Annotated in this window: 11 protein-coding genes; 4 read left to right on the forward strand and 7 right to left on the reverse strand. The window is 71.7% G+C overall.

Translation table 11 applies throughout. The features are described from left to right. Positions 1–105 precede the first annotated feature (105 nt). Together I2501_RS18160 and I2501_RS18165 are read left to right on the forward strand one after the other, a co-directional pair. Positions 106–1,878 (forward strand): DUF1003 domain-containing protein, encoded by a 1,773-nt coding sequence (locus tag I2501_RS18160; RefSeq protein WP_196195135.1) that lies wholly within the window; start codon positions 106–108, stop codon positions 1,876–1,878. A 75-nt stretch (positions 1,879–1,953) separates the two neighbouring features. After that, on the forward strand, positions 1,954–2,733 hold the full coding sequence (locus I2501_RS18165) for a hypothetical protein (protein ID WP_196195136.1): 780 nt from the start codon (positions 1,954–1,956) through the stop codon (positions 2,731–2,733). A 24-nt stretch (positions 2,734–2,757) separates the two neighbouring features. Here I2501_RS18165 and I2501_RS18170 read toward each other — a convergent pair whose 3' ends face one another. Continuing rightward, positions 2,758–3,531 (reverse strand): dienelactone hydrolase family protein, encoded by a 774-nt coding sequence (locus I2501_RS18170; protein WP_196195137.1) that lies wholly within the window; start codon positions 3,529–3,531, stop codon positions 2,758–2,760. Beyond that, a complete protein-coding gene (locus tag I2501_RS18175) occupies positions 3,528–5,051 on the reverse strand; it encodes an MFS transporter (RefSeq protein ID WP_196195138.1) in 1,524 nt (507 codons plus the stop codon). Before I2501_RS18175 ends, I2501_RS18170 begins: the two co-directional genes overlap by 4 nt. 94 nt (positions 5,052–5,145) lie before the next feature. Here I2501_RS18175 and I2501_RS18180 point away from each other — a divergent pair, with 94 nt between their 5' ends. After that, positions 5,146–5,715 (forward strand): winged helix-turn-helix transcriptional regulator, encoded by a 570-nt coding sequence (locus I2501_RS18180; protein ID WP_196195139.1) that lies wholly within the window; start codon positions 5,146–5,148, stop codon positions 5,713–5,715. Positions 5,716–5,730: 15 nt separating this feature from the next. On the opposite strand, the gene I2501_RS18185 is transcribed toward I2501_RS18180, so the two are convergent. The 5 genes from I2501_RS18185 to I2501_RS18205 form a co-directional block, all read right to left on the reverse strand. Beyond that, a complete protein-coding gene (locus I2501_RS18185; protein ID WP_196195140.1) occupies positions 5,731–6,486 on the reverse strand; it encodes an MBL fold metallo-hydrolase in 756 nt (251 codons plus the stop codon). 42 nt (positions 6,487–6,528) lie between these two features. Beyond that, positions 6,529–7,098: a methyltransferase family protein gene (locus I2501_RS18190; protein WP_328806441.1), complete on the reverse strand. Its 570-nt coding sequence runs from the start codon at positions 7,096–7,098 to the stop codon at positions 6,529–6,531. 153 nt (positions 7,099–7,251) lie between these two features. Further along, positions 7,252–8,811 (reverse strand): acyl-CoA synthetase, encoded by a 1,560-nt coding sequence (locus I2501_RS18195; protein ID WP_196195141.1) that lies wholly within the window; start codon positions 8,809–8,811, stop codon positions 7,252–7,254. Then, positions 8,808–9,920, reverse strand: a complete 1,113-nt coding sequence (locus I2501_RS18200) for an NAD(P)H-dependent flavin oxidoreductase (protein ID WP_196195142.1) — start codon at positions 9,918–9,920, stop codon at positions 8,808–8,810. Before I2501_RS18200 ends, I2501_RS18195 begins: the two co-directional genes overlap by 4 nt. A gap of 142 nt (positions 9,921–10,062) precedes the next feature. Then, positions 10,063–11,043 (reverse strand): serine/threonine-protein kinase, encoded by a 981-nt coding sequence (locus tag I2501_RS18205; RefSeq protein WP_196195143.1) that lies wholly within the window; start codon positions 11,041–11,043, stop codon positions 10,063–10,065. Positions 11,044–11,461: 418 nt separating this feature from the next. Here I2501_RS18205 and I2501_RS18210 point away from each other — a divergent pair, with 418 nt between their 5' ends. Beyond that, positions 11,462–12,694 carry an arylsulfotransferase family protein gene (locus I2501_RS18210; protein ID WP_196195144.1) on the forward strand — a complete coding sequence of 411 codons (1,233 nt, stop codon included), beginning with the start codon at positions 11,462–11,464 and terminating at the stop codon, positions 12,692–12,694. Positions 12,695–12,776: the final 82 nt, after the last annotated feature.

A 12,776-nucleotide genomic window follows, 5' to 3' on the forward strand; every position in this document is an offset into this window, starting at 1 on the left:
GCTCCGCGCCACGTCGTGCGGGCACGGCTGGATCACACGGGTGGACTTGCGCACCGGAGATGACGAATGGTCACATGCCCCTCCGGACCAATCTGGGGAGTGCCTGTGACTGACGTCGGCGAAACGGCAGCCGGGCTGCCCCAGCAGCCCGTCACGATCGCCGACGAGCGGGTGGGCGTCAACGGCGCGATCGCCGCCGCCCTGACCAGGGGTGTCGGGTCCATGCCCGCGCTCTACCTCACGCTGGTCTTCTGCGGCACCTGGATGGTTCTGGCCACCTGGGGCCCGCTGCACCGGATCGACCCCTACCCGTTCGGGTTCCTGCTCTTCCTCAACAACGTCGTGCAGTTGGTGCTCTGCGCGGTGATCCTGGTCGGCCAACGCGTGCTCGGAAAGGCCGCCGACCGACGGGCCGTGCAGACCTACACCAACGCGGAGGCGATCTTCGCGCAGGTCGCGGACCTGCAGGCGCATCTCGACCGGCACGACCGGGCGCTGGGGCGCGGCGCCAGCCTGCTGGAGTCCAGCCCCCACCCGTGGATCCGCGGCCACCGGGTCCAGCCACCACCACAGGCGGTGGACCACGCGGTCGGCGTCAACGGGCGGATCGCGGCCTGGCTGACCGGGCGACTGGGCAGCATGGGCGCGTTCTACATCGCGGCCGGGACGCAGGTCGTCTGGATCGGCGCGGCCGAGCTGGGGTTGCAGTCCTTCGACCCGTACCCGTTCGCGTTCATGTCCTTCCTCTCCACCTTCGCGCAGCTGGTCTTCATGATCGTGATCATGGTCGGGCAGAAGGTGCTCAGCCTCTCCGGCGACCGGAGGTCCGAGCAGACCTTCCTCGACGCCGAGGCGATCCTGCACGAGTGCCGCCGCATGAAGGCGCGGCTCGCCGCACAGGACCTCGTCATCGACAGCCTCGCCGACTACACCTCGGCCCAGGTCGCCGAGCACCTGGCGCAGGCCCTGCACCAGAGCCGGATGCAGGCGACCAGCCCCGAACCCGCATCTCAACAGTCCTCCGGCGGAGCGGCACTGCGCCCCTGGCACGCGCTGCCTGACGAGTCGCGTGAGGCCGGTCTGGAGCACGCGCGCCGTGTCGGCGAGAGCCTGGCTGCGATCGGATGCCTGACGTTCCCCGCCGCCCCCACCGCCCACGGCCCCGAACCGGTCACCGCCTTCGACGACCAGGAGGCGGAGGTGCTGGCCCGTCTGGAGCACGAGTACCGGCTGAGCGAGGAGGAGGCCCAGGCCCAGGGCGGCCCGCGCCAGGGCGAGTTGACGCCCTGGGAGGAACTCTCCGCGCCCGCACGCGCGCAGGCCGTGGACGCCGTGCGCTATCTGCCGACCGTGCTGGCCGACATCGGCTTCCAGGTGCTGCGGACCGGTCCGGGTGCGGACGGGGTGGGCGAGATCGACTTCACGCCGGACGAGTGGGCGACGCTGCACCAGGCCCTGATGGCCGCCGGCGTCCTGGTCGCCCTCGCCGAAGGGGAGATCGACGCGGAGGAGATCTTCGCCATGGTCCAGCTGCTGCGCGAGGCCGGGTTGACCCATCCCCGGCGCCTGATCCGCGAGTTGGCCGCGACCTCCACCTTCGACACCGGCCTGCGGCCGGGCATCCGCTACGCCGAGTACGAGAAGAAGGCGCTGGACGCCATCCAGGCCGCCTGCACCCTGCTGTCGCGCCGGGCGGACGACGAACTGGCCACCTTCCGCGGCTTCCTGACGAAGATCGCGGGAGCCGTCGCCGACGCCAACAACGAAGGAGGCTTCTTCGGCCGCGGCGCCCGCGGCCGGACGCCGCGCGAGACGGCGGCGATGGAGTCGGTGGCCGTGGCGGCGCTCCTCCTGCCGAAGCAACGGGGGTTGGGCTGAGCCCGGGGAGTACGCTCCTGTTGAACCTGGATGGACGAGCCGACCGGAACGCAACCGTGCAGGAGGCCTGGCGGCATGAAGGTGCGACCGCTGCTGATCCGAACGTTGAAGCCGCTCGTCCGGCCAATCGGGTTCGTCCTCATCGCCAGGCGACAGTTCAACTTGCCGCGCTGGACCAGCAGACAGGTGTTCGTCGCCCAGCGCGCCATTGTCGTGGCATGGCTGGACAGTCACTTCGCTGCGCTCGAACACGGCGCGCCTTGGCTGCATCGGGTCGGCAGCGATGTCTGGGACTACTGCTCGGGCTTGGTTCCTTCGCCCTTTCAGGGGAACCTTTTTGAGCCCCGTCGGTTCGCGAGCCTGGGGTGCGACCGCGGCGTGATCGCGGTCTACGGATTCGACGGCGATCTGACAGAGCGCCTCAACCAACTCCGTGAGGCGCTGTCGGCTGCAGGATGGGAAAGAACCGTGTGGCGAAGCAGAGCGTGGGTTCCCTCGGACAGTGGCCAAGCGTTCTCGTGGCGACCGACCGCTGCGCTGAGCTATCCGCCGGGCCCGGACGGGAGACTCTCGTCGGAGAGGCTGAGGCGGGCCCCGTCCCTGTGGGTCTCGTGGTGCAGCCGTGGACAGGCAACCTCACTGCAGCAGCACGCCCACCGGACACGACACAGCACACGTAACCGCCTGGTGCTGGAGTCCAGCGCGACCGAACCCGGGGAACTGCCGGACGCCGCGCTGGAGAAACATGACCACGCACTGGCCGTGTATCTCAACTTCCGCTATCCGGATCTGGATTCGCCGGCTCGCCGGCGTCGGGAACCGCGCTACCTTCTCCCCACGCGACCCGTTCGTTGATCGGCCTGAGCAGGGGCGCGGAACTCATCCGAGATGCCGGTCGAGGAAGGCGTGCCGGAGGTCCGGGGCGCGCGGTGGGGTGTGGCCGTGGGGGCCGGGGAAGGCGTGGAGTTCCTTGTCCGGGCTTGCGAAGGCGTCGAACAGGTCGAGTTGGCCCTGGCGCGGGAAGAGTCCGTCGTCCCACTGGAGGTGGAACAGCACGGGCGCGGTGATGCGGGCGGCGTCCTGCAACGCGCGGTCGGGTGACTGGAGTCCGGGGTCGAGGTCGGGCGCGGACTGGACGCCGAACTTCCCGAAGACGGCGCACCTCAGGGACTCGCCCAGGCCGACCGCAGCGGCCAGGCCGAAGCGGGTGCCCATGGACAGCCCGACGTAGGCCTGCCGTTCCGGGTCGGCAACTCCCGTGCCCACGAGCACATCGCGGGCCGCGAGCCAGTCGTCCGCCATCCGGTCCAGCACGCGGTCGACGCCCTCGGCGGCGATCAGCGCCTGGTACCCGGGCGGCGTCAGCGGTGAGGGGACACGGTCGCCGTGGAACGGGCCGTCGATGGCGACCGCCGCGTGCCCGGACCGGGTGACCCGCTCCGCCGTCGTCAGGATGCGGTCGCTGCGCCGGTGCCCGCTGCCGCCGTGTCCCAGTAGGACCAGCGGCACCGGCCCCGGCCGCCCGACCGGCGTCCACACCGTGCCGGGGACGGGCGAGGGACCGCGACGGATCACGAACGAGCGCTCTGCGGCGTGTTCGGATGTGCGGTGCTCCCCGGCCCAGTCCACCTGATGACCCTTCCGGAAGCTCATCCACCCATCGAAGCACGGGTGGTGGCCCGGGAGTCGTCGGTTTCCCCGCCGACCGCCCGGACCACCCCGTCCGCCGCAGTCAAACCGGCGACCGGCAGGGACGGCCCCGCCGACGACCGTCGCGCCGCGCGCGACTCGGCGATGCGGGCCCACAGCGCGATCGCCGCACCGACCACGCAGAACAGGGCCGCGACCAGCACCGCGTGGTTCGCGCCCGTCGCCGCGGCCACCGCTGGGCCGCGTGCCGAGCGGCTCTGGCTCACGACGGTGATCATCACCGCCACGCCCAGCGCCGAACCGAGGTACCGGGCCGTGTTGTTGGCGCCCGACCCCATCGCCGCGCGGTCGGCGGGCACGCTGCTGACGGCGAGTCGGGCCAGCCCGGCGTTCAGCACGCCGCTGCCGATGCCCGCGACGACCAGGCCGGGGATCAGCGGGGTCCACGACCCGTGCGCGTGCAGCCCGTACAGGGCGGCTTCGCCGATCCCGCAGAGCAGCAGCGCGCCCGCGAGCTGGGTGGTGGCCGTGACCCTGGCGGCCAGGCGGCGGGACTGGAGCGCGGCGACCACGGAGAGCCCGGACCAGATCGCCAGCACCCAGGCCGCGGTCGCCGGCGTCTCGCCCAGCGCCTTCTGCAGCACGATCGGCAGGTAGCTGAAGAGCCCGACGATGGAGAGCCCGGTGAACAGCGCGCCGCTTCCGGCCGCGACGAAACCCGGGCTGCGGAACAGGGCCAGGTCGAGCATCGGCTCCCGAACCCGCGACTCGACCAGGACGAACACGGCCAGCAGCAGGACGCCGAGGACGAGCAGCAGGACCACCCCCGTCCGGTCCCAGCCGCTGCGGCCCTCGGCCAGTCCGGCGATCAGGCAGGAGCTGCCTCCCGCCAGGGCGAGGACGCCGAGCAGGTCGAGCCTGCGCCCGCGCTCGTTGCGCGACTCGGTCAGCCCGAACGCGCTGAGCACGAGCAGCAGCACGGCAAGACCGGCGAGAAGCGCGTAGACGCTGCGCCACCCGACGGACCGCTCGACCAGCGCCGCGTAGACCGGACCGACCGCGATGCCCAGTCCGACCGACGCGCCCCAGTGGCCCAGCGCCTTCACCCGTGCGGGACCGGCCGGATAGGCGTGGCCGATCAGCCCGAGGCTCGGGGCGAGGATCGCCGCCGCCGCGCAGCCCTGGAGCACCCGTCCGGCGAGGAAGACCGCCGGGCCCGACGCGAGCGCCGACATGCCCGTCGAGAGCAGCAGGAGCAGCGCGCCCGCGCTGAAGACGCGCTTGCGGCCGAAGTCGTCAGCCAGGCTGCCCGTGGTCAGCAGCAGCGCGGCGAGGCCGACCAGGGTGCCGGTCAGCACCCACGTCTGGGCGGTGGTGCCGAGGCGCAGGGCGGAGGCGGTGGGGCCGAGCGTGGTCAGCGGCGCGGTGTAGTCGATCAGCACCAGGAGGGTGCCGAAGCAGGCGGTCAGCAGCGTGGTCCCGGGCCGATGCGGCGGCGCGGCGGAGGGCTGGTCGGACGGCATGGCACTCCCCGGCAAGAAGGTCTGGTGAATGAACCTACTGACGACAATCTACACCCTTGGTTCGATGAATGAACCTTCGGTTATCCTGGAGCCCATGGCGCTCGGTATCGACTACGAACTGCAGGACTGCTCGCTGGCCCGCGCCCTGGAGGTGGTCGGCGAGCGCTGGAGCATGCTGATCCTCCGCGACGCCTTCTACGGGGTGCAGCGCTTCAACGACTTCCTCGCCCACCTCGACATCCCGCGCGCGGTGCTCACCGCACGGCTCCAGTCCCTGGTGGCGGCGGGCGTGCTGCGCAAGGAGCCGTACCAGCAGTCCCCGGTCCGCTACGGCTACCTGCTGACCGACTCCGGACGCGAACTGTGGCTGCCGATCTACACCTTGGCCATGTGGGGGGAGCGGCACTCCTCCCCCGACGGGTCCCGGATGGTCTTCAGCCACGCGAGCTGCGGCACCGTGCTGGACCCGCTCTCCGGCTGCCCGTCCTGCGGCGTTCCGGTCCCGCCCGAGGACGTCGAGGTCCGCCGCGGCCCGGGCGCGCGACCGCACGCCCGCGAGGACGCGGTCTCCCGAGCCCTGACCGCAGGCCCGCACCGCCTGCTCACCCTGCTCCCACCCGCCAAAGCGCCCGACAGGGCACCCGCCAAGGCACCCGCGGTCTGAGCCGCAGGACAGACGCTAACGGTCGCCCGACGTCCGGCGCAGGTAGCCTGCGGCGAGTTCACGCAGGCGCGTCCCGTCGAAGCTGCGCCCGTGACCGGGGTGGACGAGGGCCACGTCCAGCTCGGCGAGCAGCTCCATGCTGCGCCGGTAGGCGGGCACGTCCGAGTCGGGGAGGTCGTCGATCAGGTACCCGTCGTAGACCGCGTCGCCGGAGTACAGCACCCCGGTGCGCTCCTCCAGCAGGCCGATGCTGTCGGCGGTGTGGCCGGGGAGGTGAAGGACCGTCAGGGTCCGTCCGCCCAGCTCCACGCGGTCGTCCGCCCGGAGTTCGCGCGTCAGCCGGACCGGTTCGATCCGGTAGCCGCGCGGGTCGTAACCCGGGTGCGGCAGGGCGTCCAGCAGCAGCTCGGGAACGGGCTCCCCGGCGTCGTCAATGCGGAGCTTCTCGCAGAGCTCCGCGCCGAAGAGGCTGGCGGGGACGCCCTCCGCGAGACTGCGGGCCGCTGCGGGATGGGCGGCACGCTCGCGGAACTCGTGCGCGCCGCCCACGTGATCGAGATGCGCGTGGGTCAGCACCGCCAGCGGGTCGCGCGCGAAGAGCTCAGGCAGTTCCTGACGCAGCGTCACCACGCCCAGCCCGGCGTCGACGACGAGGTCCCGATCGCTGCCGCGCAACCACCACAGGTTCGCCCGGACCAACGGATCCGTGTGCGGCTCGCTGATCCGGACGACGCCTTCGCCCGCCTCGTGTCGCTCGTACCAGTCCCCCATGTCGGCCAAGTCTGCCGCAGACCACCCGTTCCGCGGAGCGGATCAGTAGACGAAGGGGATCAGGCGCTTCGTCCGGTCCCGGTACTCGCCGTAGACCGGGCCGAAAGCATCGAGCAGGAGGCGTTCCTCCGCGGTGATCCGCCAGGTGTACGCGGCGACCAGCAGGGCCGTGACGACCAGTGTCGCCGGCCAGCTGCCGAGGCCGAGTGAGTAGCCGATCCAGACCAACAGGCTGCCGCAGTAGCCGGGATGGCGGATCAGCCGGTACGGGCCGTCCTGCACCACGTGTTGGTCGTCGACAGTGCGCAGCGTGCGGGTGTAGGAGGCGGCGAGCGTGCGCATGCCCCAGGCGCGCAGCGCCAACCCGCAGGCCAGCAGCGCGACGCCGCACCAGCGCACGCCGTCGGGGAGCACGCCCACCCCGGCGAGGCCGAGGGCGACATTGGCGGCCACCGCCGCTCCGTAGGCGGCGAACAGCACGCGCGTGGAGCCGCGGTCGCGGTCGTCCGCCTGCCAGGTACCGGCGTTCGGATCCTCGCGACGGCGCAGCAGCAGCTCGTAGCCGACCCAGCAGAGGATGCCCGCTTCCGCGAGATATCCAGGCAGACTCACGATGACGCTCCCCACGGTCGACGGCGTGTCCGTCTCCACGGTCTCCCACGTCAGGGGGCGGAGGCACCCAACCGGGGGTGGACGCAGCGTCCTCCACCCGGGGGTGGAGGACGGTGGAGAGCCGGTCGACCGAGTGACGAGCCGTCAAAGCCGTCAGACCTGGCGGGTGCGGCCCTCCCAGTACGGGTCGCGGAGGCGGCGCTTGTAGAGCTTGCCGTTGGGGTCGCGCGGCAGTTCGGCGACGAAGTCGACGGAGCGGGGGCGCTTGTACTTCGCCAGCACCCGTTCGCAGTGCGCCAGGATGTCCGCCGCGAGCTCCTCCCCCGGTTCGTGGCCGACGGCGGGTTCGACGACGGCCTTGACCTCCTCGCCCCAGTCGTCGTGCGGGATGCCGAAGGCCGCCGCGTCGGCGACGGCGGGGTGCTGGAGCAGCGCGGACTCGATCTCGGCGGGGTAGATGTTGACGCCGCCGGAGATGATCATGTCGATCTTGCGGTCGCGCAGGAAGAGGTAACCGTCGGCGTCCAGCAGGCCCAGGTCGCCCACGGTGAAGAAGTCGCCGACCCGGTTGGCCCGCGTCTTCGCCTCGTCCTTGTGGTACGCGAAGCCGCCGGTGTTCATCTTGAGGTAGACGGTGCCCAGTTCACCGGACGGCACCGGCTCGCCCGCGTCGTCGAGGACGGCGATCTCGCTGATCGGCCACGCCTTGCCGACCGTTCCCGGACGGGCGAGCCACTCGGCGGCGGTGGCGTAGGTGCCGCCGCCCTCGCTGGCCGCGTAGTACTCCTCGACGCACTCGCCCCACCACTCGATCATCGACCGTTTCACGTGGTCCGGGCAGGGCGCGGCGCCGTGGATGGCGTGGCGCATCGAGGAGACGTCGTAGCGCGCCCTGGTCTCCGCCGGGAGCGCGAGCAGGCGGTGGAACTGGGTCGGCACCATGTGTGTGTGGGTGACCCGGTGACGGTCGATCAGGCGCAGCATGTCCTCCGGCGTCCAACGGTCCATCAGCACCACCTCGTGGCCCAGGTGCAGGGACGCGGCGGCGAACTGGAGCACGGCGGTGTGGTAGAGCGGCGAGCAGACCAGGTGCACGTTGCCGTCGCCGGGCCGGATGCCGAAGATGCCGAGGAACCCGCCGAGCGGCGTCTGCTCCGGCGGCCGGCCGATCAGCGGGCGGCGGATGCCGCGCGGGCGTCCTGTGGTGCCGGAGGTGTAGTTCATCACCCAGCCGGTGGTGCGATCGACCGGCGTCTCCGCGCTCTGACCGTCCAACAGGTCGTCGTAGGGCCGGAATCCGGACAGGTCGCCGACGGCGTAGCGACGCTCCTTCGGCAGGCCCGCCTCGTCGGCCGCGCCGGTCGCAGCCTCGGCGAAGCGCTCGTGCGCGATCAGCACCTTGGCGCCGCTGTCGGAGACGATCCAGGCGATCTCCGGACCGACCAGATGGTGGTTGACCGGGACCAGGTAGAAGCCGGCCTGCGAGGCGGCCAGGTAGGCGGTGAACAGCTCGACGCCGTTGGGCAGTACGACGGCGAAGGCGTCGCCGACGCCCAGGCCCGCCTCGCGCAGGCCGTGGACCAGCCGGTTGGCCGCTGCCAGCAGGCGTCCGGCGGTCCAGGCCGTGCCGTCGGGCGCGTGCATCACGACCCGCTCCGGGTCGGCTGCGGCCTGCGCCCAGAAGCCGTTGGGGCCCGCGTTGGCCTCGGTCATCCCTGCTCCCCTTTCCGGGCGATGTGGTTCAGCCGGGCGACGGCCTGCTCGAAGCCGCGCGTCAGCTCGTCCATGACGGCCGCGACCGGCCGTACCTCGTTCATCTGGCCGACGATCTGGCCGACGGGCGTGCCGATCAGCTCGGGCGTCTCGTAGGTCTGGATCCGGCTCAACGCGTCGGCGACCAGCAGACCTTGGAGCGGCATCGGCAGCGTGCCGGGACTCTCCGCGCCGTCCCACACCTCGGTCCACTCCGTGCGCAGCTGGCGCGCGGGCTTGCCGGTCAGGGAGCGGGAGCGGACGGTGTCGCCGCTGCCTGCCGCGAGCAGCTTCCGCCGCAGCACCGGAGAGGTCATTTCCGACTCGGCGACGGTCAGCCAGACCGAGCCGAGCCACACTCCCTGCGCGCCCAGCGCCAGACCGGCGGCGACCTGCGGGCCCGTGCCGATGCCTCCGGCGGCCAGTACCGGCAACGGGTCGACGGCGGCGGCGATTTCGGGGACCAGCACCATCGTGCCGATCTCGCCGGTGTGCCCGCCCGCCTCGTGCCCCTGGGCGACGACGATGTCGATCCCGGCTGCGGCATGCCGCTCGGCATGCCGGGCACTGCCTGCCAGAGCGGCGACCAACACGCCTGCCTCGTGGGCACGTTGGATCACGTCCGGTGGCGGCGAGCCGAGCGCGCTGGCGAGCAGCTTGATCGGGTGCTCCAGGGCGACGTCGACGTGCGACCGGGCGACCTCCTCCATCCACCCGGTGATCCGCCAGCCGCCGCGCTGCCCCTCCGGCAGCTCTGGGACACCGTGCCGGGCCAACTGCTCGCGGACGAAGGCGCGGTGGCCCTCCGGGATCATCGCCTCGACCTGCTCGACGGTGACGCCCTCGACCTTCTTGGCGGGCATCACCACGTCGACGCCGTAGGGCAGTCCGCCGCACTGGGCGTCCATCCAGTCGAGGTCCTTGGCCAGCGCCTCGGCCTCGCCGTACCGGACCGCTCCGAGCACGCCGAGCCCTCCGGCCCGGGTGATCGCGGCGGCCACGGCGGGGAACGGCGTGAAGCCGAAGACGGCGTGCTCGATGCCGAGTTGTTCGCTGAGTGGGGTCCTCATCGGCGCTCTCCCTCGCATCCGGCGTCACCCTGGTGGGGGCAGCATGGCGCACGGCGCGAGAGAGCGGAAGAGATTTTCTGACGCAGCGTCAGATAAATCGAGCTGACGACGGGGTGCTGATGCGGCGCCACCGCCAGCGCTGTCAGGGCCGCCAGCGTCGCGTCAGCGCGGCCACGGCCGGGGGCTCAGGCACGACACGGACCAGCGAGACCGGCACCGGACCGATGCCCCTCGCCCAGTCGGGCAGCACGCCGCGCGCCCCCGGCGCGGCCTCGGCCGCCGCGTCCAGGCGGGCCAGCACCTGCCGGGCGTCGGTGGGACGGTCGGCGGGGTCCTTGGCCAACAGGTCGAGCACCAGGCGCTCCAACGCCTCGGGGATCTCCGGCCGCTCCGCGCGCGGCGGCGGCACCGGAGCGTCGCGGTGGTCCAGCAGGATGACCAGCGGATCGCCGGTGTGGAACGGCGGGTGGCCGAGCAGCAGTTCGTACAGCAGACAGCCGAACGAGTAGAGGTCGCTGCGCTCGTCGACGGCGGTGCCCTCGATCTGCTCAGGCGACATGTAGAACGGCGTGCCGATGGCGAAGGAACTGCCGCCCATGCGGGCGGTGAAGCCCAGGTCGGTGCCGAGCCGAGCGATGCCGAAGTCGCAGATCTTGACGGTCCCGTCGACCGTGCGGATCAGGTTGGCCGGCTTGAGGTCGCGATGGATCACACCGCGTTCGTGGGTGTACGCGAGCGCGGTGGCGATCTGACGGCCTATGCCGATCGCCTCGACCGGCCGCAGCCGACGGCCCCGCGCGGCGTTCAACAGCGCGCCGAGGTCCTCGCCGTGGAGCAGCTCCATGACGAGGAAGAGGATGCCGGACCACTCGCCGAAGTCGTGCACCACGGTGATCCCGGGGTGCTGCAACTGCGCGGCCAGACGCGCCTCACGCCGGAAACGCTCCTTGACCAGCTCGTCCGACGCTCCCCCGCGTCGTCCGGCCGTCTCCGGCATCAGGCACTTCACGGCGACCTGCCGTCCGAGGAACTCGTCCTCCGCCTTCCAGACCTCCCCCATTCCCCCTCGGCCGATCCGCCGCAGCAGTCGGTACCGTCCCTGGACCAGCGTGTTCTCGTCCACCCGAACAGTATGCGGGGCGACCCCGCCGCGCCCGCAGCCACCCGCCTGAAAGATCGCCTCAAAGATCGACGGAAGACCGGCGGAAAGACCGGCGGAACACGCCGCAACGTGCCCGCAACACTGCTCTCAAGATCCGGACGGAAGTTGGCCCGGCCGCTCCCCCGCGTGCTAGCTTCCGGCCATGCAGCAGCGACGAATCGCCTTGACCACGCGGGGTCACATCGACCTCCTGCGGGTCTGTTCCGCTGCCTGTCGCGCCTGCTGAGCACCGCACGCGACCCCATGTCCGGCCGCTGCTCCGCAGCCGCCGCTGACCACTGATCACTTCCCCACCGCCGCACGGACGCTGTGCCGTCCACCCTGCCGCGGCGTTCACTCACGTCTGCCCGCCCACAGGACGAGGTCTCCCATGTCTCCCATGCCCAAGAAGCGTCGGAATGCCAGCATCCTGGCCGCTGCCACCGCAGCGGTCGCCGCCGCCCTCCTGCCCGTGTCCGCCTCGGCCGCCACCGGCACCAGCGGCTCCGCCGGGCACGCACTGCCGCTGCCGCCGCTCAAGGTGCTGACCGACAAGCCCGGCACGGGCGGCGACGACCTCTTTGTCGCGCCCTCCTCCGCCAACCCCGCGTACGCCAGCGGCGTGGAGATCCTCAGCCCCGACGGCCGCAGGGTCGTCTGGTCCCACACCGTGCCGACCGGCCAGGAGGCGGCGGACTTCCGCAAGCAGAGCTACCGGGGGCGTCCGGTGCTGACCTGGTGGCAGGGCACCGGACTCGGCGGGCTCACCCAGGGCGTGGACTACATCTACAACGACCGCTACCAGAAGGTCGCCGAGGTCCGAGCCGGGAACGGCTACTCCGCCGACGGCCACGAGTTCCTGATCACCTCACGCGGCACCGCGCTGATCCTCGCCTACAAGGAGACCACCGCCGACCTGCGCGCGATCGGCGGCCCGGCGGACCAGAAGGTCATCGACGGCGTGGTCCAGGAGATCGACATCCGCACCGGCAAGGTCGTCTTCCAGTGGGACGCCGCCAAGCACGTCCCCTACGCGCAGAGCGAGCAGCCCCGGCCCGCCTCGGCCGCCACGCCGTGGGACTGGTTCCACGTCAACGCGGTCAAGGTGGACACCGACGGCAGCCTGCTCGTCGACGCGCGCAACACCTGGACGACCTACGACGTCTCCCGCACCACGGGCGCGGTCCGCTGGCGGCTGGGCGGCAAGGACAGCTCGTTCAAGCTGACCGCCGCACACGGCCAGAGCCTCAACACCGCGCAGACGCTCTTCGCCTGGCAACACGACCCGGAGCCGCTCGGCAACGGGCTCTACACCTACTTCGACAACGAGTCGGCGGGCATCGCCAACACCGGCAGCGGCGCGCTCTCCGAGCTCCCCTACAGCCGCGTCGACACCGTCAAGCTGGACCTGCGCACGCACACCGCCACGCTGGTCCGCTCGGTTGCGCAGCCGGAGGGGCTCAGCGCCTCGTCCCAGGGCAACGCGCAGACGCTGCGCAACGGTGACCTCGCCGTCGGCTGGGGCTCGCTGCCGTACGTGTCGGAGTTCGGTCCGAGCGGGAAGCTGCTCTTCAACGCCGAGTTCCCGGCAGGGGTGAACACCTACCGCGCGTACCGCTTCGACTGGAAGTAGTACCGGCACGGGCGGCCGGGGTGCGCGGGCGCGGCGAGCGGGTGTGTAGTGGAAGGCGACGTGCCCGCGACGCGTGAGGAAG

Origin of the sequence: Streptacidiphilus fuscans (assembly GCF_015690355.1) — a bacterium.
In the GTDB taxonomy this organism is placed as follows: Bacteria; Actinomycetota; Actinomycetes; order Streptomycetales; family Streptomycetaceae; genus Streptacidiphilus; species Streptacidiphilus fuscans.